Below are 22931 nucleotides of genomic sequence, written 5' to 3' on the forward strand. Positions count from 1 at the left end.
TTCGGAAACGCGAGCCAACTCCTGATTTTCCTCCAGCAAGATCAGAACACCTGAACAGGCATCCCGCCGGGGAGAGCCAGCTTCAGGCGGTAATGGATGGGCCCGGGCACATGCACCGGCCCTCCCAGGCATTGAGCCCAACCCGGGGAGGCGTGACCGCGACGATGCAAGAGCACAGCTGGTCCGAGGCCGCTGGTGACTCCGGTGCAGATCCGGAAGTCCCCTCGACAGGCTTGTTGATCATCCGCACCTGGCACGAACCGGGCCATCCCCAGGGTTTCAGGGCAAGAATTACCTACGGACAGACAGCCGGAAGGCACCAAGATACTGTGTCCACTGCTGACCCGGCAGAAGTACTAAAAGTTGTTAAGCGCTGGCTGGCCGCCCAGCCAGGAGTCACCGGCCGGAACTAGGCGCTCCTTCACACCGCGTTGCTGCCGTTCAAGGATGGCGGCAAGGAGCTCCCTCACCGGCTCCGCGGGCAGGAGCCCCATGTCTTCCTGCAGTTGCTGGCGGTACCGCTCATAGGCCCGCAACGCGGCCGCGGGATTACCTCGCTGCAGTTCGGCCCGAATCAGCAGCCTGACGGCATTCTCATAGAGCGGTTCGATGCCCACAGCCTCCTCAGCTGCTGCCCCAGCTGTCCCGGAATCGCCCAGGGAGAGTGACCTTGCGGCGATATCCGTGAAGATTCGCAGCCTGTCCTGCTGCAGCCGGCTTTGTTCAAAAACCACCCAGTCCTCATACCAGCCGGGAAGCAGTTGTGCGTCACGCAGCTCGTCCAGCAGGGAGGCGGTGCCCGCCTCGATGCCGGCTTGGCCCAACACCCGCGCGTGTTCCCGGACCCGGTCCAGATCGACCTCAACCTGGTCGCTCAGGGACAGCAGCCTTCCTTCGTTGACGATCAGGCCCGGCACCTGCCGGGACGTTAGGTGTACGCTGACCCGCAGGCTTTCCAAGGCTTTGGAATCGGGATACTCGGGCCACAGCAGCCCTACGAGATAGCTGCGGAGACGTGGGCCCTTGATGGCAAGGGCTGCGATGAGCCGCTGCTGCCGTGTTGCGACGTGGACGACAACGCCGTCCCGGCGTAGGCGCCAGGACCCGAGCAGGTCCAGTTTCAATTCTCCATAGCCGTCGTCGTCCATGGGAACCTGATTTCGGTTCAACTAAATGTGGTGGTCAGTAGAACTGAGGATCCTCATTTCGATTGCCCTTGTCAATGTGTTCGGTCCTCTTTCCATGAGGGGAGAGAGGGCTATCGGTATGGCTCCCGGCCAGGGATGGCCATGCGCGCACCTTGGGACCTTCGGCTCTGCCTGCTGCAGCAGCAACGCTTCATGCTGAAAGTCCGTGCAACGGCATGGGATGTCCCTGAAGCAGCGTGACCAGGCAGGCGGCAAGGACCTGGGCCCGATACTGCGCGGTGCCAGTACGCGTAATCCGGTCCTGCTGTTCCTGGCCGGCGGCCCTGGCGGGTCTGACTCGTCGCCTACATGCGGGACACCGTGCTTGCCGGCACATCATGACGACCTCCTGCGCGGGCAGGTGAAACGCAGCTGAACGGGGTCAGCCCTTGGATCCGATCCCGGCCCCTACGAGCGCTCCGACGCCAAGACCGAGTGCAAAACCAAGGACCGGGCTGTCGAAGACAGCCAATCCAAGGGTGATGCCCACCGCGGCGCCAAGCAGGGAGCAGATCCAGAGGGGCTTGTTCACAGGGATCCTTTTGTCATTGCCGCACCGGCGTCAGCCGTCATAAGCCCTTTGGAGTTCCGCGAGGTCCAGCTTCCGCATACCCAGCATGGCCTGCATCGCCCGCTGAGATCCGTGGGGGTCGGGGCCGGCGATCAGCGAGGGCAGGATCGCCGGGACAATCTGCCAGGACACTCCAAAGCGGTCCTTCAACCAGCCGCACTGGCTTTCCGAGCCGCCTTCGGTGAGTGCTTCCCAGTACCGGTCCACCGAGGACTGGTCCTCGCAATCCACCACGAACGAAACAGCTTCCGTAAAGCTCGAGCCCCGCGCACCGTCCAGCGCAGTGAATCCTCGTCCTTCAAGTTCAAAGTCGACGGCGATTGCCTCACCAGCCACACCCGGCCCGCCCTCCCCGAAGCGCGACACGTCGAGGATCCTCGAATCGTCGAAAACTGAGGTGTAGAACTCTGCCGCTTCTTCCGCCTGGTTCTCGAACCAGAGGCAGGTACCGATTTTCCGTGGCATCCATGGCTCCCTTCCGGCTCGAGCCTAACGCCGCATTCCACACCGCACAACGGCTGGCATTAGGCTCGAATCCATGAGTTCCCGCGCTGTGAAATCGATAAAGCCGCCCTCCCTGCCCCTGCTGCTGGGAGCCGCAGCAGCCGACGCCGTCCTGATACTGGTGTTCGCCGCGGTGGGACGCGATGCACACCAGCGCGGCGATATTCTGACCGGCGTCCTGCTGACGGCATGGCCGTTCCTCGCGGGCGCGGCCCTGGGGTGGCTGGTGGCCAGGGCCTGGCGGGACCCGTTGTCGGTGCGCCGGGCCGGGCTCGCCGTCTGGCTCGGCAGCGTCGCGGGCGGGATGGCACTGAGGGCCGTGACGGGGCAGACCGTAGTGCTCCCGTTCGTCATCGTTGCATCGCTCAGCCTTGGGGTTTTGCTGGTCGGCTACCGCCTGCTGCTTGCCGGCGCCAGGCGCCGCCGCCGGGCGTGAGCGGCCGGACGCGGTGCGCTCCATCAGCACCCCGGTGCTGATGTAATAGGCTGGCAGCAGAAGCCGGCCGGGCACTGCCACGGCGCAACAGATCCGAAAGGGTTCAACGTGATCACCGCATTCGTCCTGATCAAGACCGACGCTGCCCGCATCCCCGAGACAGCCGAGGAGATCTCGGCGATTGAGGGCATCAGCGAGGTATACTCCGTCACCGGCGAATGGGACCTTATTGCCGTCGCCCGCGTCCATCGGCACGAGGACCTGGCCGATGTCATTGCAGACCGGCTCTCGAAAGTGCCGGCAGTCGTCCACACCACGACGCATATTGCTTTTCGCGCCTACTCCCAGCATGACCTGGACGCGGCGTTTTCCCTCGGCTTCGAGCAGTAGGCAAGCCGCCCTCAGCGGGCTGTAAGGGAAACCCACTTCTCCAGGACAGCTGCGGCGGCGCCGGAATCAATCGATTCGGCTGCGCGGGCAAAGGCCGTCTTCATCCGGTCCAGGAAGGGCCCGTCGGCGTTTTGGTCAAAGGCCACCAGTCCAGCAGCAGCGTTAAGTAAAACGGCATCCCGGGCGGGGCCTTCCTTGCCCGCAAGGACGGCCCGGACAACCGCCGCATTCACTTCCGCGTTGCCGCCGCGAAGCTGCTCCACCGTTGCCAGGCCGATGCCAAGGTCCTGGGGCGAGAAAGTCATTTCGCTCACGGCCCCGCCCCGGATCTCCCAGACGGTGGACGGCCCGGTGGTGGTGAGCTCATCGAGGCCGTCATTGCCACGGAAGACCAGTCCCCTGCTCCCCCGCTGTGCCAGGACGCCCGCCACCAGCGGCGCCATCCTGGCGTTTGCGACGCCGACAGCCGAGGCCTGTACTTTGGCCGGGTTGGTGAGGGGGCCGAGGAAGTTGAACGCCGTCGGAACAGCCAGTTCCCGCCTGGGGACCGCGGTGTGACGGAACGACGGATGGAACACCTGCGCAAAGCAGAAGGTAATCCCCGCCTCCTCAGCGTTGCGGGCAACCTCCTCGATGGTCAGGTCCAGCCGGACACCCAGGGCTTCCAGCACGTCGGCAGAACCGGACGACGACGACGCCGCCCGGTTGCCGTGCTTGACCACCTTGGCGCCGGCGCCCGCAGCGACAAGGGCTGCCATTGTGGAGATATTTACCGTGTTCAGCTGGTCTCCGCCGGTGCCCACAATGTCGAGTTTCTCGCCCGAAATGCTGATCGGGTTTGCGTGGGAAAGCATGGCATCCACCAGGCCGGAGAGTTCGTCCACCGTCTCACCCTTGGCGCTGAGGGCTACGAGGAATCCTGCGATCTGCGCCGGCGTGGCCTCCCCGGACATGATGGTGTCCATCGCCCAGGACGTATTGTCAGCCGTAAGGTCCGCCCCGCTGATCAGTGCCGAGATCAGGCGGGGCCAAGAGTTGCCGGACGGTGCGGAAGCCTGTGAAGTCACCTCCTGATGCTATCGAGCGTTGGCGGGGACTGACCAATATGAACCCCTGCGGGAACTTTTCCGCGCGAATTCGCGTCTTTGTAGAAAAAGTCCCCCAAAAAGGCGGTTTGCGTTGGGCAGCACGGACTTTTACAGACATAATGTCTATGTGACATCTGCGACCCATGCCCCCAGTACCCCGGCGCACCCCACGCTGAACCGCCCCAACATGGTTTCCGTTGGAACCGTTGTGTGGCTGTCGAGTGAGTTGATGTTCTTCGCCGGTCTCTTCGCCATGTACTTCACACTGCGCTCCACAAGCGCACAGATGTGGGCGGACGAGACAGCCAAGCTCAACTTCCCCTTCGCGCTTGCCAACACGATCGTCCTCGTGGCCAGTTCCTTTACTTGCCAGATGGGCGTCTTCGCTGCCGAGCGCCTGCAGCCGCGACGGACCGGGGGTGTGTTCCAGTTCTCCCGTTGGGGTATGAACGAATGGTTCACCCTGACTTTCCTCATGGGTGCCTTCTTCGTCGCCGGCCAGGCCACCGAATACGCGATGTTGGTTTCTGAGCACGTATCGCTCTCCTCCAACGCCTACGGTTCCGCCTTCTACATGACCACCGGCTTCCACGGCCTGCACGTTATCGGCGGGCTCGTCGCCTTCCTGCTCATCATGGGCCGGTCTTTCGCCGCAAAGAAGTTCGGGCATTTCGAAGCGACTTCGGCGATTGTCACCTCGTACTACTGGCACTTCGTGGATGTCGTGTGGATCGGCCTCTTCCTGGTCATCTACGTACTCAAGTAGCCAGCTTTGATTCTTTTTCTACAAGAGGCAGAATTTCAGGTAGCGGCTCCCGGAGCCGGCGCAGGATCGAATAAAGGAACCACCACGTGAAGGCACTCTCACAAAAGCGGCGTCACCCACTTGCAGCAATAGCGCTGCTCCTGATGGGGCTCCTCATCACGGGTGGGCTCTACGCCGTAGCTACCACCGTCAACGAGGCCAAGGCTTCCACCACCTCCTACAGCGCCGATGACGTTGAAGAGGGCGGCAAGCTCTTCGCCGCCAACTGCGCCACGTGCCACGGCATGGGTGCCAGCGGCACCGACGCCGGTCCGTCGCTGGTTGGTGTTGGAGCAGCCTCTGTTGACTTCCAGGTGGGCACCGGCCGCATGCCGATGCAGATGAACGGTCCCCAGGCGATGAAGAAGCCGGTCCAGTTCAACGACGAGCAGACCAACCAGCTCGCAGCGTATGTTGCTTCCCTGGGCGCAGGCCCGGCGATTCCTGAAGAAGGCCTGCTTGACGAAGGCGGCGACGCCGCTGCCGGTGGCGAGCTCTTCCGCGTGAACTGCGCCATGTGCCACAACGCCGCCGCTGCCGGTGGCGCCCTGACCCGCGGTAAGTTTGCACCCGCCCTCGCAGATGTATCGGGCAAGCACATTTACGAGGCCATGGTGACGGGTCCCCAGAACATGCCCGTGTTCAGCGACTCCAACATCACCCCCGAAGACAAGCGCGACATCATCACCTTCCTGAAGCAGATCGAGACCACCGGTTCACCCGGCGGTGCCGACCTTGGCTCGTTGGGGCCTGTAGCTGAAGGCCTGTTTGTATGGGTTGCCGGCCTTGGCGTCATCATTGCTTTCACGATTTGGTTGACCTCCCGGACATCCTGACATCCGCGCCACCGCACACTTCTGCTGATCAGTCAGCAGCTTGATATTAGAAACTAACCCGGTATCCGCCGGGACGAGAGAAGGATGAGGCGAATTATGGGCAACCATAGTGACGGCAGTCCGAACCACTCGGGCACCGTAGCTACGGCTGGTCAGAATGAGGTGGAGAAGTTCCAGGATCCTGGAATTCCTCCGCACCGTTTGCGCCTGGCTGACACGGACCCGAAGGCCGCAAAGCGGGCAGAACGGCAGGTCGCCTTACTATTTGGCATCTCTGTTGTTGGAACCCTGATCTTCCTGGTGGCGTACTTCGCCATTGACCTGGGAGCCGAAGACTCGAGCATTGCAACCATCAGGCTCCAGAACATGCTGCTGGGGCTGGGAACCGCGTTCGCGATGCTCGGCATCGGCACCGGCATCGTCCACTGGGCCAAGGCCCTGATGCCTGACCACGAAGTTTCCGAGGAACGCCACGCGATCCGCTATGAGGAGGACCGCCAAGCGGCTGTCCGCATCGTTGACGACATCGTTGAGGAGACGGGCATCAAGCGCCGTCCGCTGATCCGGAACACGCTCCTGGGTGCGGTTGCCCTTGCACCGCTGCCGGCAGTCGCCATCTTCGGTGACCTCGGTCCGCGTCCCGACGACAAGCTTGCCCACACCTTGTGGGCACCCCAGGAGGGGAAGCTCAAGAGGCTGGCCCGCGACCCCGACGGAACGCCGATCAAGGCATCCGACGTCACCATCGGTTCGGCGTTCCACGTCATCCCCGAAGGCCTCAACGACCTCCACGAGGGGAAGCTCAACGAAAAGGCCAAGGCCGTTGTGCTGCTCATGCGCCTTGACCCGGCATCCCTGAACCCGTCCGAGGGCCGCGAGGACTGGGGCTACAACGGAATCGTTGCCTACTCCAAGATCTGTACCCATGTCGGTTGCCCCGTTGCTCTGTATGAGCAGCAGACGCACCACCTGCTGTGCCCGTGCCACCAGTCCACCTTCGACCTCACTCAAGAGTGCAAGGTGATTTTCGGCCCGGCCAGCCGGCCTCTCCCCCAGCTGCCCATCGCGGTTGATGACGAGGGCTACTTGGTCGCCACCAGCGACTTCAAAGAACCTGTAGGACCAAGTTACTGGGAGCGTGATATGCATGAGCGCAGCATCGACAGCTGAGCCCGCTTTCGTCGCCAAAACCAAGACAGGCCGGGTTACCGACTTTGTCGACCAGCGTGTTGGCGGTTCCGGAATCCTCCGCGAATTCGGCCGTAAAGTCTTCCCTGACCACTGGTCCTTTATGTTCGGCGAAGTGGCGCTGTACTCCTTCGTCATCCTCCTGCTTTCCGGTACGTTCCTGACGTTCTTCTTTGATCCGTCCATGGCGGAGACGCACTATGACGGTTCCTATGTGCCGTTGAAGGGCGTGGAGATGTCCGTGGCGTACAGCTCGTCGCTGGATATTTCCTTCGACATCCGTGGCGGCCTGTTCATGCGCCAGGTCCACCACTGGGCGGCCCTTCTGTTCGTGGCCTCCATCGCCGTACACATGCTCAGGGTCTTCTTCACAGGAGCTTTCCGCAAGCCCCGGGAAATGAACTGGGTTGTGGGCAGCGTACTGCTCATCCTGGCCATGGCTGCCGGCTTCACCGGCTACTCCCTCCCGGATGACCTGCTCTCCGGCAACGGCCTGCGGATCATCGATGGTGTCATCAAGTCCATCCCGGTCATCGGTACCTACATCTCGTTCTTCCTCTTCGGCGGCGAGTTCCCGGGTACCGCGGTCATCGGACGGCTCTACATGCTGCACATCCTGCTGGTGCCGGCCCTGATCCTGCTGATGATCGTCCTCCACCTCTTCATGGTGGTGGTCCACAAGCACACTCAGTACCCCGGCCCGGGCCGCAACGACAACAACGTCGTGGGCTACCCGCTCGGACCTGTCTACGCTGCCAAAGCCGGTGGATTCTTCTTCATTGTGTTTGGCGTCCTGGCGCTCATGGCAGGCTTCTTCACGATCAACCCGATCTGGAACTACGGCCCCTACGATCCCTCCCCTGTCTCCGCCGGTACCCAGCCTGACTGGTACATCGGATTCGTGGACGGCGCCCTGCGCCTGATGCCGGGTACCTTCGGGGATTGGCAGGTGGAGCAGACATGGCTTGGCTTCGTCTTCTCGTTCAACGTCCTGCTGCCCGCTCTGGTACCGGCCGGAATCCTGTTCACCGTGATGTTCATGTACCCGTGGATTGAACGCTGGATCACCAAGGATGACCGTGAGCACCACGTGCTGGACCGTCCCCGCAACGCCCCCACGCGGACTGCCATCGGCATGGCCGGCTTCGTTTGGTACTGCGTCATGTGGGCTGCGGCCGGCTCGGACCTCATTGCCACGCACTTCAGTGTTTCGCTCAACGACGTCACGTACTGGCTGCGGGCACTGTTCTTCATTGGCCCGATCATTGCCTTCGTCGTGACCAAGCGCGTCGCCCTGGCCCTTCAGCGGAAGGACCGCGAAATCGCACTTCACGGACGGGAAACTGGACGCATCGTCCGTCTCCCGCACGGCGAGTTCATCGAGGTGCACGCACCGCTGGACGAGTACAAGCGCTACAAGCTGGTCGGCTTCGAGTCCCCTGAGGTCCTCCCTGCCGTACCCAACGAACACGGAGTGGTGACCCGCAAGGAGAAGCGCCGCGCGTTCCTCTCCAAGTGGTTCTTCGAGGACCGCGTTGCCCCAGCCAGCCCCGCTGAGCTGGAAGCCGCCCACGGCCACGGCCACGGCCATGAGGCAGTCGAGGCGCAGGAATCAGCAAAGAGCCTGTCCCACTAGGTTGCGAAATCCACAATGAAGGCCCGGTCCACACGGACCGGGCCTTCATCTTTTTGAGCTCGTGCCGGAAGCGAGAACATGGTTCGGGTGTTCCCGCGACCGCCGGAGGCGCCTAATGGTTTCGGGCCCTGCGCGCACCGGGCCGCTGCAGCGGAACCCACAGCTTGTATCTGTCAGCGCGGTAGTAGGACACGGAGTAGTCCACCATCGCCCGGGCAACAAACGCATGGCGCTGGATTTTCAGCAGGGGTGACCCTACCTCCACATTCAGCAGGCGGGCGGTGGAGGGCGACGCTGCCGTAGCCTCTATCATGTCCTCGCCCCACTCCATCACCAGGCCGAACTGCTCACTCAGGACGTTGTAGAGCGACGTGGGTGGCTCCCCGTCCAGCAATCCAGGCACGCGGTGCGCAGGAATGAAGTTCTCGTCGACGCTCATCGGCTCACCGTCCGCCAGGAGCAGGCGCCGGAACCGTACCAGCGGCGTTCCCTCGTCCAACTGCAGTTCCCGCGCCAGGAACGCACTCGCAGCGATTTGCTCGAAGCTCAGTACCTTCGCGGCCGGAACCATGCCGCGCCGCTGCATCTCTTCGCTGTACGACGTCAATTTGACCTGGAGATCGAGCTTCGGCCTGCGGACGAAGGTCCCCAGGCCCACCACCCTCTCGATGACCTCCTCGCCAACCAGAGCGTCTATGGCCTGCCGGACAGTCATCCGTGCCAGGCCAAACCGCTCTGCAAGATCGCGCTCAGAGGGCAGGGCCGACCCGGGCGGACAGGACTGCGCAATGTAAGAACGCAGGATTTCACGGAGCTGGACATAGATCGCTGTTCCACTGGTCCGGTCGATGTCGCCGGTGATGGCTGCCGCGCTAGAAGCCATGGCGGGTCTCCCCTGCGTTAAAGTTCACCCTCCAATTTTAGGACAGGTCTAGACCAGTGCGGTCCACACGCCTGCCGCTTGGTGGAGCGGGAGGCCGGGCGGCTATATTTGTCAGGAAATGTCATCTGGCGGCGGTGGGCCGCCACAACAAAGGAGTCCCCTTGCCAGTACATAAGGCCGTGGTCAAAGCCTCGGTGGGGCTGCATGCCCGTCCCGCCGCCGTCTTCGTACGGGCTGTTACAGAAACAGGCCTGCCGGTGACCATCGGCAAGGACGGTGCCGGGCCCGTGGACGCACGCTCACTCCTCCAGGTGATGACGGCAGACTTCGAGCACGGCTGCGAGGTGGAGCTGGGCGTCAGCGATGCCGCGCTGGACGGCGCGCAGAGCCGCCAGGCCGCTGAGGAGGCACTCCGTGTACTCAGCGATCTCCTGGAGTCACAGGGCGCCGCCTGAGGCCTGCTGGAGACACTCAAAACAAAGACGTCGGGCCCCACCTTCCGGTGGGGCCCGACGTCTCTGTTTTCTGCTCGGGTGGTGCTAGTGCGCGTGGTCTCCGCGGCTGTACTCGTATACCCAGCCGATCAGCGCTACAACGGCCATGCCTGCGGCGATGTAGACGATCCAGAAGCCTACGGCAAGTCCCAGGAAGCCCGTAGCGCAGGCAAGTCCCAGGAACAGCGGCCACCAGCTCCAGGGGCTAAAGTGCCCCTGCTCGCCGGCACCCTCGTGGATCTCAGCGTCGCTGCGATCCTCAGGACGGAGGCCTACGCGCTTGCCGGTAAACCCGAGGTACCCACCGATCATGCCGGCGAGGCCGCCCACGAGCAGGATGCCCAGGATGCCGACCCACTCGCCCCAGTTCGTCAGGAAGCCGTACACCAGGGAGATCGGAACGAAGAAGAAAACTCCGGCACCAAAAATCCAGGATTCAATTTTCATTGTCAGTTGTCCCTCTGGTCGGCGTTTCCGAGCGTCTTGGCTGCGGGAGCGGGTGACTCAACGGTGTGGACCTGGCGAAGTTCAGGGTGGTGCAGGTCCAGCGCCGGCCGCTCAGAACGGATCCGGGGCAGCGAGGTGAAGTTGTGCCGCGGCGGCGGGCAGGACGTGGCCCATTCCAGCGAAGCACCGAAGCCCCACGGATCATCCACCTGCACCTTCTCGGCGCTGCGCCAGGTGATGTACACGTTCCAGAAGAACGGGATCAGCGATGCACCCAGGACAAACGAGGCAACCGTGGAGAACTGGTTCATCCAGGTGAAGTTGTCCTCCACCAGGTAGTCGGCGTAGCGGCGCGGCATGCCCTCAACACCCAGCCAGTGCTGGATCAGGAAGGTGCCGTGGAAGCCCAGGAACAGGAGCCAGAAGTGGATCTTGCCAAGGCGCTCGTTCAGCATCTTGCCGGTGAACTTGGGCCACCAGAAGTAGAACCCGGCGAACATCGCAAACACCACGGTCCCGAACACCACGTAGTGGAAGTGTGCCACCACGAAGTAGGAATCGGAGACATGGAAGTCCAGCGGCGGGGAGGCCAGGATGATGCCGGTCAGGCCGCCGAAGAGGAACGTGACCAGGAAGCCGATGCTCCAGAGCATGGGGGTCTCGAAGGTCAGCGAACCGCGCCACATGGTGCCGATCCAGTTGAAGAACTTCACGCCGGTGGGCACCGCGATCAGCATGGTCATGAACGCGAAGAACGGCAGCAGCACCGAGCCGGTGACGTACATGTGGTGGGCCCACACAGTCACGGACAGTGCGGCAATGGCGATGGTGGCGTAGACCAGGCCCTTGTAGCCGAAGATCGGCTTGCGGCTGAACACCGGGAAGATCTCGGACACGATGCCGAAGAACGGCAGGGCGATGATGTACACCTCGGGGTGGCCGAAGAACCAGAACAGGTGCTGCCAGAGGACTGCACCGCCGTTCTCCGGATCGAAGATGTGGGCACCGAAACGGCGGTCAGCGCCGAGCGCGAACAGGGCTGCGGCCAGCGGCGGGAAGGCCATCAGGACCAGGATGGCCGTGACGAGGATGTTCCAGGTGAAGATGGGCATCCGCCACATGGTCATGCCCGGGGCACGCATGCAGATAACGGTGGTGATGAAGTTGACCGCACCCAGGATGGTCCCGAAGCCGGACAGTGCCAGGCCGAACACCCAGAGGTCTCCGCCGATGCCGGGGCTGAAAGTGGTGTTGGACAGCGGCGCATAGGCAAACCAGCCAAAGGACGCTGCACCCTGAGGCGTGATGAAGCCGGACACCGCGATGGTGGAGCCGAAGAGGAAGAACCAGAAAGCCAGCGCATTCAGTCGCGGGAAGGCAACGTCAGGTGCGCCGATCTGCAGCGGCATGATGACATTCGCGAAGCCGGCAAAAAGCGGCGTAGCGAACATCAGCAGCATCACGGTGCCGTGCATCGTGAAGAGCTGGTTGTACTGCTCCTTGGTCTGCAGGATCTGCATGCCGGGCTCGAACAGCTCAGCGCGGATGAGCAGGGCCATCACGCCGCCAAGGCAGAAGAACACGAAGGACGAGATCAGGTACATGTACCCAATGGTCTTGTGGTCAGTGGAGGTGATCCAGTTGACGACGATGCGTCCCTTGGACTTCGGAACCACGGGAGCTTGAAGGGCTCCGGTGGGTGCGGATTGAGTGTACGTAGCCACGTCGCTCCCCTTACTTAATTTCGTTCACGTTCGGGTTGCGGTCGTACTCAACGCCGAGGAGACCCGTGTTGCCTGCTTCGCGCAGTTCGTCCATATGGGCCTGGAATTCGGATTCCGACACCACCTTGACGCGGAACAGCATTTCGGAGTGGTACTCGCCGCAAAGTTCGGCACACTTGCCGTCGTAGGTGCCCTCTTTAGTGGGGGTGAACCTGATGTAGTTGGTCTTGCCCGGGATCATGTCGCGCTTCTGCAGGAAGGCGGGAACCCAGAAGGAGTGGATGACGTCGCGTGCGTTGAGCTCGAGGTCAACGGACCTGTTCACCGGCAGGTACAGCGTGGGGAGCTGTTCCTTGTCGATGGTGTTTCCGGTGAGGTTGGTCTGCACGCCTGCTTCGTAGACGTCTTCTTCGATGACGTCGCCGGCCTTGTAGTTAAAGTCCCAGGCCCACTGCTTGCCGCGGACGTCGACAACGACGTCGGCGGGCTCTGAGCGGTTGTCGATCGCCTGCTGGTCGCGGTCGGTGAAGTAGAAGAACACCACAACCATGAACAGCGGAATGGTCAGGTAAAAGACTTCCAGGGGGAGGTTGAAACTGGTCTGCCGCGGGAACCCAACGGTGCCCTTGCGGCGGCGGTATGCGACCAGGCACCAGACGATCAGACCCCAGGTAATGATGCCCACAACCAGGGCGGCAATCCATGAGTTGACCCAGAGGTCCATGATGCGGTCGGTGTTGCTGGTGGTGCCACGTTCCGTGGGCAGCCACCCTTTCTCTACCTCTGGCGAACATCCGGTCAAAACCAACGCGCCGGCAATTGCCAAGCTTGTGATCGTTGTGATCGTTTTGCGTCGGCTGCCGGTTCGGTTCTGCGAACTCACAGACGGCCCTTCCTACTTGTTGCTGCTGTCCGGGAAGACTCGGCCGCCCCGGGCACACTAAAAGTTTTACTACTCGGTGTAGAGCTTACCGCTCCGCCGGGCGTTTCGCCCACATGTCGGCGCCGTGCCCCCGTACCGTTATTTTCGGCAGGTGGCCCGGCGCCGGCATCGGGCGAAATAACCGGCTTAGTGGAACGAATCCCCACAGGCGCAGGAGCCGCCGGCGTTGGGGTTGTCGATGGTGAACCCCTGCTTGGAGATGGTGTCCTCGAAGTCAATGGAGGCACCACTGAGGTAGGGAACGCTCATCTTGTCCACAACAACTTCGACGCCGTCGTAGTCCCGGACTGCGTCTCCGTCCAGGAGCCGCTCATCGAAGTACAGCTGGTAGATCAGCCCGGAGCAGCCGCCGGGCTGCACAGCAACCCGGAGGCGCAGGTCCGTACGGCCTTCCTGCTCCAGAAGGCTGCGTACCTTGCCTGCTGCGACGTCGGTCAGCTTGACCTCGTGGACGGGCAGTTCTTCACTGGCCGTGCTGGTGGTACCGGTGCTGTTCTCATTTGTTGCGGTGCTCATGGGCCTACCTTCTTAGGACGGTCTGGCGGCGCCGCGCTGGCGGCGCCTGCCCCTACGGTTTCGGTATGGGCTATAGCTACATGCTACGCGGGGCGGACGTGTAGCTCTAACTCCTGAGGTAACCATGGATGGTCCCCCCTTGTTCCCGGGGAAGCCCCAAATCCGGTCCTGGAGCGCTTCCCGGCAGCCGCCCCTCGGGTGGACCCTAAAGCCCCTGTTCGTTGATCCGGGCGAGGAGCAGCGCCTCGGCAAGGATGGCTTTGCGGAAGTCGCCAAGGTGCAGTGACTCATTGGCGCTGTGAGCCCGGGAGTCAGGATCTTCTACCCCTGTCACGAGGATATGCACGTCCGGGTACAGCTCCGTCAGGTCGGCGATGAAGGGGATGGAACCGCCAATGCCGGTCTCCACTGCCGGTACTCCCCAGGCCTCCCCCAGTGCCCACATCGCCAGCGAGGCCGCCGGCGAGGAGGTGTCCGTGAGGAACGGGTTTCCGCTCTCCCCCGGCGTGAAGGTCACCCGCGCACCGAACGGAGCGTTCGACTCCACATGCCTGCGCACGGCCTCCATCGTTTCTGCGGGAATCTGTCCAGGCGCCAGCCGAAGGCTGAACTTCGCCCGCGCGCGGGGCAGCAGCGTATTCGAGGCAGCGTCCACGGAAGGTGCGTCGAACCCGATGATGGACAGGGCGGGCTTGGTCCAGAGCCGCGAGGCGATACTCCCTGACCCGGCCAGCCGGACGCCGTCGAGCACTGATGCGTCAGCCCGGTAGTCCTCCTCCGGAAGGTCCACGGCGGCCGTGTCCCTTGCCAGCAGTCCTTCGATGGCAACATTCCCTTCGTCATCGTGGAGTGTGGCGATGAGACGGGACAGCAGGGTGGGTGCATCCAGCACGGGCCCGCCGTACATGCCCGAGTGGACGGCGTGCTCGAGGACCTGGACTTCGATGGTCCCGTCCACGAGGCCGCGCAGGCTGGTGGTCAAGGCGGGAATGCCCACTTTCCAGTTGCTCGAATCGGCGACCACGATGACATCGGCGCGGAGCAGTTCACGGTTTTCCTCCAGGAATGACCGGAAGGTGGGTGATCCTGCTTCTTCCTCGCCCTCAAAGAAGAACGTCACGCCGAGGCCAAGCGCGCTGCCGAGCACCTCCGAAACTGCCGCATAGGCGGCAACGTGTGCCATGATCCCGGCTTTGTCATCCGCTGCGCCCCGGCCGTACAGGCGCCCGTCCTTCTCGACGGCGGTGAATGGTTCGGTCTCCCACAGCCCGGGATCCCCGGTGGGCTGGACGTCGTGGTGGGCGTAGAGGAGGATCGTCGGCTTGCCCTCCATGGCGGGCCTGCGGGCGACGACGGCGGGACCTCCCGGAGTGCCGTCCGGTTTGTTGCAGGCAAGGATCTGCACGTTGTCCAGGCCGGCGCCGCGCAGCAGTTGCGCTACGGCTTCAGCACTGCGTTCCAAGGGCCCGCGGTCAAAGCTCGGCCATGCAATGCCGGGGATGGCGACCAGCTCTTTAAGCCGTTCAACAGTAAGGGCGAAGGACCTGTCGATGGCGGCACGGAGGTCCTCCGTCGACTTGTTTCCGGCGAAGCCCGGGAACGGGTGGGCACTGGGATTTTGCGGCGTAGCCGTGGGCGATGACGTCATGGCAAAAACATTACCCGCGTCACATGCCCCGCCGTGGGGCGCGGCGAGGGCCGGGCATCAAATCCGGGGCCCGCCGCAAGGTATTCTGTTCAGGTGTTCGGACGTAAAAAGGAAGCGCCCTCGGCGCAGCAAACAGTAGACCAACAGGCTGCAGAGGCGGCGGCGCGGGCCAACGGATTGAGCGGCAAGGGGGCCCCGACTCCCACCCGAAAGGCACAGGAAGCAGCCCGTAAGCGCCCGCTGGTCCCTGAGGACCGCAAGGCATCGAAAGCTGCCGAGCGCCAGGCCATCCAGGACCAGCGCCTCAAGATGCGCCAGGCGCTGGATACCGGCGACGAAAAGTTCCTGCCCTTGCGTGACAAGGGCCCGCAGAAACGCTTCGCCCGTGATTATGTTGACGCGCGCTTCAGCCTGGGCGAATACCTGATGTTCGGCGCCTTGGTGTTCGTCCTGGTGTCGTTGGTGGTCCCGGCATCCAGCGACATGATGATTTACGTCCTGGGCGGGTTTTGGGTAATGTTCCTGGCCGTCTTCGTGGACGTGTTCATCCTGTCCCGCCAGCTCCGCAAGCGGCTGACCGCCAAGTTCGGCGAGGTGGAGCGCGGAACCGTCTGGTACGGCTCCATGCGTTCGCTGCAGTTCCGCAAACTCCGCCTTCCCAAGCCCCAGGTCAAGCGCGGGCAATACCCCGCCTGACCGGCAATGGTCCAGTAAACGCGAAACCCCGGCGGTCGATCCGCCGGGGTTTCGCGTTTAAGAACGTGTGCGCTCAGGGAGCCGCGCTCTATCGGTCAGGACCGGCGCTTCTTCGCCAGTTCGCGGTTGATGCGTGCAGCCCAGAACGGCCCCTCGTAAAGGAAAGCCGTGTAGCCCTGGACCAGCGTTGCCCCGGCATCCAGCCTGTCCTGGACATCCTGCGCTGTTTCCACGCCGCCCACCGCCACCAGGGTGAGGGCGTCGCCGGTGACATCCTTCAGCCTGCGCAGCACCTGGAGTGAACGCTGCTTCAGCGGAGCGCCGGAGAGCCCTCCCGCACCGCACTTCTCCACCTGGTCCGCCGGCGAGGCCAAACCGTCCCGGGCGATGGTGGTGTTGGTGGCGATGATGCCGTCCAGCTTGAGATCCAGCGCAAGGCGGGCGACGTCGTCGATATCCTCGTCACTGAGGTCCGGCGCGATCTTCACAAGCAGGGGCACGTGGCGCCCGGCAGCCCGGTCAGCTTCTTCACCCACGGCGGCCAGCAGGGGCCGGAGCGACTCCACATCCTGCAGCAGGCGCAGTCCGGGAGTGTTGGGCGAACTCACGTTGACCACCAGGTAATCGGCGGCTGGCGCAAGGCTGCGGGCACTTACAAGATAGTCACCCACGGCGTCAGCCAGTTCCACTGCTTTGGTCTTGCCGATATTGACACCGATGACAGGGCGCACGTCCGGGTGCCGGCGCTGCAGGGCGGCACGGGCAGCCTTGAGGCGCGGGGCCACAGCGGTTGCGCCGTCGTTGTTGAACCCCATCCGGTTGATGACGGCGCGGTCCTGGACCAGGCGGAAGAGCCGCGGCTTCTCGTTGCCGGGCTGGGCCTGGCCGGTGATGGTACCCACCTCCACGTGGCCGAACCCGAGTTCGGCCAGCGCCTCGATGCCGTGCCCTTCCTTGTCGAATCCGGCAGCAAGCCCGAACGGGGACGGGAACGTTACGCCGAAAGCCGTCGTCTGGAGGGATGGTGCGGGCGCAGCCAGCTTTTCCAGGACCCTTCCCGCGCCGGAACGGTGCGCCAGCCTGATGGCCTTGAACCCGATTTTGTGGGCGCGCTCGGCGTCCATCCATGAAAAGGCAAGCCTGAAGAATGTGGGGTAAACGCGCATGCCTCTAGTTTTCCGCTTTGGAGGGCCCAGACCAAAATGAGCCGGCCGAACTGGGAGCGGATTAACATAAAGCCATGGAGTGGCAGCAGGACATCCTGGGCGAGGGCTTCGAGTCGCACGCCTTCCAGGCCACGGGTCCGGACGGCGTGGAACGCACGGCCACCCTTGTCCGCTTCCGTCCTGCCGTGGCTGCGTTGCCTTCCTCCCCCGGACGCCGCCGGGTGGTTCTTTTCCTCCATGGCTGGAGCGACTATTTCTTCAACGTGGATCTTGCCCGCTTCTGGTCAGCGGCCGGTTACCACTTCTACGCACTGGACATGCACAACCATGGCCGGAGCCTGCGGCCGGAAACCCCGGGCGGCTATGTGTCGGACCTTGGGGATTATGACGCCGAAATCGACACGGCATGCCGGCTGATCGCCCAGGACGGGGCAGACCTGTCCCTCACCCTCATGGGGCATTCGACAGGAGGGCTGGTGGCCGTGCTCTGGGCAAACCGGCATCCCGGCAGGGTGTCACGGCTGGTCCTCAACAGTCCTTGGCTGGAAATGCACGGCAGTTCACTGGTACGGCGTGCCACTGCGGGCATGGTGGGACCCGTGGCCCGGTTCCGGCCCGAAGCCGTGCTCCGGCTGCCGGAGCGTGGCTTTTACTGGCGGACCATCAGCAGCTCGGCCGACGGAGAATGGACGCTCGATGACCGCTACCGTCCCCCGATGGCTTTTCCCGTGCGGGCGGGCTGGCTCAGTGCCGTGCTGGCGGGGCATACGCGGGTGGCGCGGGGACTCAAAATCGAGGTCCCCATCCTTGTCCTGCTCTCCAGCGGCAGCGCCAACGGACTCTTCTGGTCGGAGGAGATGCGGCGGACGGATGCCGTCCTCGACGTCAATATCATTGCTGCCCGTGCCCTGGCCCTGGGCCGGACCGTCACCGTGGAGCGGATCGACGGCGCCCTGCACGACGTGTTCCTCTCCCCCGCCGCCGTGCGCGCCGACGCCTACGCCAGGCTTGCGCGCTGGCTCCGGGCCTATGGGGACGGTGAACCGGACCCATCCGGCAGCTGGGACAGCGAATGAGCGGCACACAGGTTGACAGGGACACGGACGAGGTTCTGTGGACCGCCGACATCCTGGGACGGCGCTTCGAACAGCGCGTCCTTCCCCTTGCCCCGGATGACGAGGGCGACGTCTGCGCGACGCTCGTCCGTTGCGGCACCACGCGTCCGGGGCCACTGCCGACGGCGGCGCAGCAGCCTGCGGTTAACGCGGTGCTGTACGTCCACGGCTGGGCGGACTATTTCTTCCAGGAGGAGCTTGCGGCGTACCTGACCGACGCCGGGTTCCCCTTTTACGCCGTGGACCTGCGCAAGTTCGGCCGCAGCCTGCGGCCCTGGCAGACGCCCGGGTTCACTGATGACCTGGCGGTCTATGACGAGGACCTCGCCGCCGCCCTCGCGGCCATCAGGGAAGACCTCGCCGAACTCCTGGGGCCGGGGGTTGAACCAACCGTCCACGTTCTGGCCCACTCATTGGGCGGGCTCATTACGGCGCTGTGGGCTGACCGGAACCCCACGGCACTGGGCACCCTGATCCTGAATGCGCCGTGGCTGGAACTGCAGGGCAGCAGTATCATCCGCACCATCGCCATGCACCTGGTGGATCCGCTGTCCAGGGCCGACCCCCGCCGTCCCTTGTGGCTCCCGGAGATGCCCGGCTACTGGCAAAGCGTCAGCAGAGAGGCCCACGGCGAATGGCACTTCGACCCCCGGTGGCGTCCCAGGGCATCATTTCCCATCAGGGCCGGCTGGGCCAAAGCGGTCCTTGCCGGCCATGCCGCGGTGGAGCGCAGACTGGACATCCGGGCCCCGGCGCTCGTCCTGCTGTCGAACCGTACGCGCATCCAGATCGAGTGGTCCGCCGAGATGATGGAAGCCGACGCCGTGATCGACGTCGAGGAAACAGCCCACCGTGCGCTGCGCCTGGGACGGCGGGTGGCAGTCTTCCGCTATCCCGGCGCCATCCACGACGTCTTCCTTTCCCGCCGCGGCGTACGGGAGGAGGCCTGCCGGGACCTGGCAGCGTGGCTCAGGGCTTACTCCGGCCGAATGGCGCCCCCTGCTTGACCCGCGGGCGCGTCGCCTGCGCAGCCTGGAGCCTGGGAACCCGCGGGCGCGGCCGCGTCCACGGCCCCGCCGTAGCGGCGGTCCCGCTGCGCGTACTCCTCCACTGCGGCCCAGAGCGTGCGCCGGTCGACGTCGGGCCACAGGGTGTCCATAAAGACGAACTCGGCGTAGGCGGACTGCCAGAGGAGGAAGTTGGACAGCCGCTGCTCCCCCGAGCTGCGGAGGAACAGGTCCACGTCCGGCAGGTCCGGCTCGTCGAGGTACTTCTGGATGGTCCGCTCTGTGATGGCACCGGGTTTGAGCCTGCCGGCGGCCACCTCGGCAGCGATGGCGGAGACGGCATCCGTGATCTCTGCCCGACCGCCGTAATTAACACACATGGTCAACGTGCAGGTGCTGTTGCCCGCCGTGAATTCCTCCGCCTCCTCAAGCTCCCGGATGACGGAACCCCACAACCGCGGCCGCCGGCCGGACCACCGCACCCGGACTCCCCATTCGTCGAGCTGGTTCCGTTGCCGGCGCAGCACATCCTTGTTAAATCCCATCAGGAAGCGGACTTCCTCCGGGGACCGGCGCCAGTTCTCGGTGGAAAAGGCATACACGCTGACGTACTCGATGCCCAGCTCGATGGCACCTGCCATCACATCCAGCAGCGCAGGCTCCCCGGCCTTGTGCCCTTCAATCCTCGGCAGGCCGCGCTGGTTGGCCCAGCGGCCATTGCCGTCCATCACAATCGCCACATGGCGGGGAATGAACTCAGCCGGGATGGAGGGCGCAACGGCCCCGGACGGGTGCGGGTACGGGGCAACCACCGGGTGGGTGCGCTTCCGGGACAAGGTGTTCTTTTTGCCGAGGGCCACTGTCAGCTACGCTCCACATGTTTGAGGGACTTCAGCACCCGTTCGAGGTGCCATTGCAGGTATGCGGCCACCAGGCCCGCGGCCTCTTTCCGGTGCACGGGAAGGGAACCGTCCGCCGTCGTCCAGTCACCGGTCAGCAGCGCCGCCAGCAGCACCACAGTCTCCGGCGCCGGAGCGGGCGAACCAGGGGGCCGGCATCCGCCGCAGACCATCCCTCCCAGGGGAGCCGAAAATGCCGTGTGGGGGCCCGGCAGGCCGCACCGGGCGCAGTCCGTGAAGCTGGGCGCCCAGCCGCCGGTGGCCAATGCCCGCAAAAGATAGGAATCGAGGATCAGTCCGGGAGCATGTTCATCCCTGCTGAGGGACGCCAGCGCGCCCACCAGAAGGTTGTACTGCGCTGTCCCGGCCTCGCCGTCCACGTCCGTCAGCTTCTCAGCTGTTTCGGTCATGGCGGCCGCCACCGTGTAACGGCCGTAGTCCGCGGCGATGTTCCCGCCGTAGGCGCCCTTGGCCACGGCCTGGGTCACGATGTCCAGGGTCTTGCCTGACACGAGCTGGAGGTCCGCCACCATAAACGGCTCGAGCCGCGCGCCGAACCGGCTGCTGGTGCGGCGGACTCCTTTGGCCACAGCCCGGACCTGGCCGTGGTGCTTGGTCAGCAGGGTGATGATCCGGTCTGCCTCGCCCAGCTTGTGGGTGCGCAGGACGACGGCGTCGTCCCGGTACGCGCGGGAGGCGAAAGAGTGTTGGGCCACGCCTTCTATCTTCCCATTCTTTGCCGGCACAGCCGTGCCGCGTGCTGCCGTGCCGGCGGAAGCTTCCGGCGGCACGGCAGTGCGATGCTCAGGCCTGGGCGTCCCGGATGGCGCGGTTCACGGCGGAGATGACTGCCTTCAGGGAGGACATGCTGGTGTTGGCGTCGATACCGACGCCCCAGAGCACCCGCTCCCCCACGGCGCATTCGACGTAGGCGGCTGCCATGGCGCTGCCGCCCTCGGAGAGGGCGTGTTCGCTGTAGTCGAGCACGCGGACATCCACTCCGTCTTCCCCCAGGATGCCCAGCAGCGCGGCGATGGGACCGTTGCCGGTGCCCGTACGGCTGACCTGCGCCCCGTCAATGGTGAGGGAGGCGTGCAGCGTCATGCCGCCGTCGTCGTCCGTTTCCGTCTTGACGGCACCCAGGGCATAGCGGCCCCACTGGCCGTCAGTCTTGCCCGAGGGCAGGTACTCGTCCTGAAAGACTTGCCACAGCTGGGCACCGCTGACTTCGCCGCCAACTGTGTCCGTACGCTTCTGGATGACGCCGGAGAATTCGATCTGGGCGCGGCGCGGCAGGTCCAGGCTGTGCTCGTTCTTGAGCAGGTACGCAACGCCGCCCTTGCCGGACTGGGAGTTGACCCGGATCACGGCCTCGTAGCTGCGGCCCAGATCCTTGGGGTCGACGGGCAGGTACGGGACCTGCCAGGTGAAGTCCGCAACGTCCTTGCCTGCGGCAGCTGCGTCCCGTTCGAGGGCTTCGAAGCCCTTCTTGATGGCGTCCTGGTGGGAGCCGGAGAACGCCGTGAACACGAGGTCGCCGCCGTACGGTGAACGCTCGGGGACGGGCAGCTGGTTGCAGTACTCCACGGTCCGGCGGACGTCGTCGATATTGGAAAAGTCGATCATGGGGTCGATGCCCTGGACGAACATGTTCAAGCCCAGCGTGACCAGGTCAACGTTGCCGGTCCGCTCGCCGTTGCCGAACAGGCAGCCTTCTATCCGGTCCGCCCCGGCCATGTAGCCCAGTTCGGCGGCGGCGACGCCGGTTCCTCGGTCGTTGTGGGGGTGCAGGGAGAGGATGATGCCTTCGCGCGGGTGCAGGTGGCGGCTCATCCACTCGATGGAGTCGGCGTAGATGTTGGGCGTTGCCATCTCCACGGTGGCGGGCAGGTTGATGATGACCTGGCGGTCCGCGGAGGCCTCGAAAACATCGGCGACGGCGTTGCATACCCGCACTGCGTACTCCAGTTCGGTCCCGGTGAAGGACTCCGGGGAGTACTCGTAGGTCACGTGCGTGTCCGCGAGGGTTTCCTCGTACTTCTTGCACAGCCGGGCGCCCTGGAGTGCAATGTCCAGGATTCCGTCCTCATCCTGGTTGAAGACCACGCGGCGCTGCAGCACGGACGTGGAGTTGTAGAGGTGGACGATGGCCTGCTTGGCACCCACCAGCGATTCGTACGTGCGCTCGATCAGGTGTTCACGGGCCTGGGTCAGGACCTGGATGGTGACGTCGTCCGGGATGTGGTTGCCCTCGATCAGCTGGCGGACGAAGTCGAAGTCCGTCTGCGAAGCGGAGGGGAATCCGACCTCGATCTCCTTGTAGCCCATCCGGACCAGCAGGTCGAACATCTTCATCTTGCGCGCCGGGCTCATCGGATCGATCAGTGCCTGGTTGCCGTCGCGCAGGTCCACCGCGCACCAGCGGGGGGCCTTGGTAATGACCTTGTCCGGCCAGGTGCGGTCCGGCAGTTCAACCTTGATCTGGTCCTGGAACGGCGTGTAGCGGTGGGCAGGCATTCCTGAGGGCTTCTGTGCGTTTCGCATTACTATCGGGGCCTTTTCTGTGGTTCTACGTTGAAAGGGTGGCCGGGCAACACAAACTCCGCAGCGAGGATGGGCCTTGCGCTAGATCGCTGAGGCCTCGCCGCGGCAGCTAAGAAGAAGGAGCTCTGCACGCACCTTTTGAGAGTAACACGGGTGCGTAAGATGAAAGGGCACTACCGTCAGTAAAGTCCACCATGCAGACGCCGCG

General features: G+C 64.1%; 24 protein-coding genes. 10 read left to right on the top strand and 14 right to left on the bottom strand.

The features are described from left to right. Positions 1–356: 356 nt before the first annotated feature. The 3 genes from ACKAE7_RS03645 to ACKAE7_RS03655 all read right to left on the bottom strand — a co-directional run bounded on the left by ACKAE7_RS03645 (position 357) and on the right by ACKAE7_RS03655 (position 2223). Positions 357–1169: a BTAD domain-containing putative transcriptional regulator gene (locus ACKAE7_RS03645; protein WP_238340488.1), complete on the bottom strand. Its 813-nt coding sequence runs from the start codon at positions 1167–1169 to the stop codon at positions 357–359. Positions 1170–1569: 400 nt separating this feature from the next. Further along, positions 1570–1719: a hypothetical protein gene (locus ACKAE7_RS03650; RefSeq protein ID WP_188808889.1), complete on the bottom strand. Its 150-nt coding sequence runs from the start codon at positions 1717–1719 to the stop codon at positions 1570–1572. Between the two features lie 30 nt (positions 1720–1749). Beyond that, positions 1750–2223: a VOC family protein gene (locus ACKAE7_RS03655; RefSeq protein ID WP_408978532.1), complete on the bottom strand. Its 474-nt coding sequence runs from the start codon at positions 2221–2223 to the stop codon at positions 1750–1752. A 73-nt stretch (positions 2224–2296) separates the two neighbouring features. On the opposite strand from ACKAE7_RS03655, the gene ACKAE7_RS03660 reads away from it, so the two are divergent. Continuing rightward, on the top strand, positions 2297–2698 hold the full coding sequence (locus ACKAE7_RS03660; protein WP_188808887.1) for a DUF3054 domain-containing protein: 402 nt from the start codon (positions 2297–2299) through the stop codon (positions 2696–2698). A gap of 108 nt (positions 2699–2806) precedes the next feature. Further along, on the top strand, positions 2807–3088 hold the full coding sequence (locus ACKAE7_RS03665) for an Lrp/AsnC family transcriptional regulator (RefSeq protein WP_013601017.1): 282 nt from the start codon (positions 2807–2809) through the stop codon (positions 3086–3088). Positions 3089–3099: 11 nt separating this feature from the next. Here ACKAE7_RS03665 and trpD read toward each other — a convergent pair whose 3' ends face one another. Beyond that, on the bottom strand, positions 3100–4155 hold the full coding sequence (gene trpD / locus ACKAE7_RS03670) for an anthranilate phosphoribosyltransferase (protein ID WP_408978533.1): 1056 nt from the start codon (positions 4153–4155) through the stop codon (positions 3100–3102). Between the two features lie 112 nt (positions 4156–4267). On the opposite strand from trpD, the gene ACKAE7_RS03675 reads away from it, so the two are divergent. The 4 genes from ACKAE7_RS03675 (at position 4268) to ACKAE7_RS03690 (ending at position 8641) form a co-directional block, all read left to right on the top strand. After that, a complete protein-coding gene (locus tag ACKAE7_RS03675) occupies positions 4268–4942 on the top strand; it encodes a heme-copper oxidase subunit III (protein WP_192043745.1) in 675 nt (224 codons plus the stop codon). Positions 4943–5028: 86 nt separating this feature from the next. Further along, positions 5029–5817, top strand: a complete 789-nt coding sequence (locus ACKAE7_RS03680) for a c-type cytochrome (RefSeq protein ID WP_188808885.1) — start codon at positions 5029–5031, stop codon at positions 5815–5817. 96 nt (positions 5818–5913) lie between these two features. Next, the gene (locus ACKAE7_RS03685; protein WP_188729652.1) at positions 5914–6987 is read left to right on the top strand and encodes a ubiquinol-cytochrome c reductase iron-sulfur subunit; all 1074 of its coding nucleotides are present in this window, start codon (positions 5914–5916) and stop codon (positions 6985–6987) included. Continuing rightward, complete coding sequence (locus ACKAE7_RS03690) at positions 6965–8641, top strand: cytochrome bc complex cytochrome b subunit (RefSeq protein WP_191034473.1); 1677 nt, start codon at positions 6965–6967, stop codon at positions 8639–8641. Before ACKAE7_RS03685 ends, ACKAE7_RS03690 begins: the two co-directional genes overlap by 23 nt. Positions 8642–8753: 112 nt before the next feature. On the opposite strand, the gene ACKAE7_RS03695 is transcribed toward ACKAE7_RS03690, so the two are convergent. After that, positions 8754–9524 (bottom strand): GntR family transcriptional regulator, encoded by a 771-nt coding sequence (locus ACKAE7_RS03695; RefSeq protein ID WP_104190057.1) that lies wholly within the window; start codon positions 9522–9524, stop codon positions 8754–8756. Between the two features lie 161 nt (positions 9525–9685). On the opposite strand from ACKAE7_RS03695, the gene ACKAE7_RS03700 reads away from it, so the two are divergent. Continuing rightward, positions 9686–9979, top strand: coding sequence for an HPr family phosphocarrier protein (locus ACKAE7_RS03700; protein WP_190612545.1), 294 nt, complete (start codon positions 9686–9688; stop codon positions 9977–9979). A gap of 84 nt (positions 9980–10063) precedes the next feature. Here ACKAE7_RS03700 and ACKAE7_RS03705 read toward each other — a convergent pair whose 3' ends face one another. The 5 genes from ACKAE7_RS03705 to ACKAE7_RS03725 all read right to left on the bottom strand — a co-directional run bounded on the left by ACKAE7_RS03705 (position 10064) and on the right by ACKAE7_RS03725 (position 15296). Continuing rightward, a complete protein-coding gene (locus tag ACKAE7_RS03705) occupies positions 10064–10465 on the bottom strand; it encodes a cytochrome c oxidase subunit 4 (protein ID WP_066275919.1) in 402 nt (133 codons plus the stop codon). 2 nt (positions 10466–10467) lie between these two features. Beyond that, positions 10468–12189, bottom strand: a complete 1722-nt coding sequence (ctaD, locus tag ACKAE7_RS03710; protein WP_188808882.1) for a cytochrome c oxidase subunit I — start codon at positions 12187–12189, stop codon at positions 10468–10470. A 10-nt stretch (positions 12190–12199) separates the two neighbouring features. Further along, the gene (gene coxB, locus ACKAE7_RS03715) at positions 12200–13072 is read right to left on the bottom strand and encodes a cytochrome c oxidase subunit II (RefSeq protein ID WP_188808881.1); all 873 of its coding nucleotides are present in this window, start codon (positions 13070–13072) and stop codon (positions 12200–12202) included. A 186-nt stretch (positions 13073–13258) separates the two neighbouring features. Continuing rightward, positions 13259–13648, bottom strand: a complete 390-nt coding sequence (locus ACKAE7_RS03720) for an iron-sulfur cluster assembly accessory protein (RefSeq protein ID WP_188808880.1) — start codon at positions 13646–13648, stop codon at positions 13259–13261. Between the two features lie 205 nt (positions 13649–13853). Continuing rightward, positions 13854–15296: a dipeptidase gene (locus tag ACKAE7_RS03725; RefSeq protein ID WP_191034471.1), complete on the bottom strand. Its 1443-nt coding sequence runs from the start codon at positions 15294–15296 to the stop codon at positions 13854–13856. Between the two features lie 93 nt (positions 15297–15389). On the opposite strand from ACKAE7_RS03725, the gene ACKAE7_RS03730 reads away from it, so the two are divergent. Beyond that, entirely contained in the window at positions 15390–15992 is a 603-nt protein-coding gene (locus tag ACKAE7_RS03730; protein WP_066275932.1) for a DUF3043 domain-containing protein, read from the top strand. A gap of 95 nt (positions 15993–16087) precedes the next feature. Here ACKAE7_RS03730 and ACKAE7_RS03735 read toward each other — a convergent pair whose 3' ends face one another. Next, entirely contained in the window at positions 16088–17158 is a 1071-nt protein-coding gene (locus ACKAE7_RS03735) for a quinone-dependent dihydroorotate dehydrogenase (RefSeq protein ID WP_191034470.1), read from the bottom strand. Positions 17159–17232: 74 nt separating this feature from the next. Here ACKAE7_RS03735 and ACKAE7_RS03740 point away from each other — a divergent pair, with 74 nt between their 5' ends. Together ACKAE7_RS03740 and ACKAE7_RS03745 are read left to right on the top strand one after the other, a co-directional pair. Continuing rightward, entirely contained in the window at positions 17233–18234 is a 1002-nt protein-coding gene (locus ACKAE7_RS03740) for an alpha/beta hydrolase (protein ID WP_408978534.1), read from the top strand. After that, positions 18231–19280 carry an alpha/beta hydrolase gene (locus tag ACKAE7_RS03745; protein WP_408978535.1) on the top strand — a complete coding sequence of 350 codons (1050 nt, stop codon included), beginning with the start codon at positions 18231–18233 and terminating at the stop codon, positions 19278–19280. The genes ACKAE7_RS03740 and ACKAE7_RS03745 overlap by 4 nt, the downstream gene beginning before the upstream one ends. Here ACKAE7_RS03745 and ACKAE7_RS03750 read toward each other — a convergent pair. The 3 genes from ACKAE7_RS03750 to leuA form a co-directional block, all read right to left on the bottom strand. After that, the gene (locus ACKAE7_RS03750) at positions 19250–20140 is read right to left on the bottom strand and encodes an isoprenyl transferase (protein ID WP_408978536.1); all 891 of its coding nucleotides are present in this window, start codon (positions 20138–20140) and stop codon (positions 19250–19252) included. The two genes, ACKAE7_RS03745 and ACKAE7_RS03750, sit on opposite strands and share 31 nt — an antisense overlap. 2 nt (positions 20141–20142) lie before the next feature. After that, positions 20143–20895, bottom strand: a complete 753-nt coding sequence (recO, locus tag ACKAE7_RS03755) for a DNA repair protein RecO (protein WP_408978537.1) — start codon at positions 20893–20895, stop codon at positions 20143–20145. A gap of 88 nt (positions 20896–20983) precedes the next feature. Further along, the gene (gene leuA, locus ACKAE7_RS03760; RefSeq protein ID WP_408978538.1) at positions 20984–22723 is read right to left on the bottom strand and encodes a 2-isopropylmalate synthase; all 1740 of its coding nucleotides are present in this window, start codon (positions 22721–22723) and stop codon (positions 20984–20986) included. Positions 22724–22931: the final 208 nt, after the last annotated feature.

Origin of the sequence: Pseudarthrobacter sp. NKDBFgelt (genome assembly GCF_046097905.1) — a bacterium.
Classification (GTDB): domain Bacteria; phylum Actinomycetota; class Actinomycetes; order Actinomycetales; family Micrococcaceae; genus Arthrobacter; species Arthrobacter polychromogenes.

Excerpts from the sequence above, each read along its gene's own strand:
- ACKAE7_RS03735 (WP_191034470.1), bottom strand. The coding sequence starts at position 17,158 with ATGCGCGTTTACCCCACATTCTTCAGGCTTGCCTTTTCATGGATGGAC.
- ACKAE7_RS03720 (WP_188808880.1), bottom strand. The coding sequence starts at position 13,648 with ATGAGCACCGCAACAAATGAGAACAGCACCGGTACCACCAGCACGGCC.
- ACKAE7_RS03705 (WP_066275919.1), bottom strand. The coding sequence starts at position 10,465 with ATGAAAATTGAATCCTGGATTTTTGGTGCCGGAGTTTTCTTCTTCGTT.
- ACKAE7_RS03740 (WP_408978534.1), top strand. The coding sequence starts at position 17,233 with ATGGAGTGGCAGCAGGACATCCTGGGCGAGGGCTTCGAGTCGCACGCC.
- leuA (WP_408978538.1), bottom strand. The coding sequence starts at position 22,723 with ATGCGAAACGCACAGAAGCCCTCAGGAATGCCTGCCCACCGCTACACG.
- ACKAE7_RS03690 (WP_191034473.1), top strand. The coding sequence starts at position 6,965 with ATGAGCGCAGCATCGACAGCTGAGCCCGCTTTCGTCGCCAAAACCAAG.
- ACKAE7_RS03745 (WP_408978535.1), top strand. The coding sequence starts at position 18,231 with ATGAGCGGCACACAGGTTGACAGGGACACGGACGAGGTTCTGTGGACC.
- ACKAE7_RS03660 (WP_188808887.1), top strand. The coding sequence starts at position 2,297 with ATGAGTTCCCGCGCTGTGAAATCGATAAAGCCGCCCTCCCTGCCCCTG.
- ACKAE7_RS03695 (WP_104190057.1), bottom strand. The coding sequence starts at position 9,524 with ATGGCTTCTAGCGCGGCAGCCATCACCGGCGACATCGACCGGACCAGT.
- ACKAE7_RS03655 (WP_408978532.1), bottom strand. The coding sequence starts at position 2,223 with ATGCCACGGAAAATCGGTACCTGCCTCTGGTTCGAGAACCAGGCGGAA.
- ACKAE7_RS03725 (WP_191034471.1), bottom strand. The coding sequence starts at position 15,296 with ATGACGTCATCGCCCACGGCTACGCCGCAAAATCCCAGTGCCCACCCG.
- ACKAE7_RS03685 (WP_188729652.1), top strand. The coding sequence starts at position 5,914 with ATGGGCAACCATAGTGACGGCAGTCCGAACCACTCGGGCACCGTAGCT.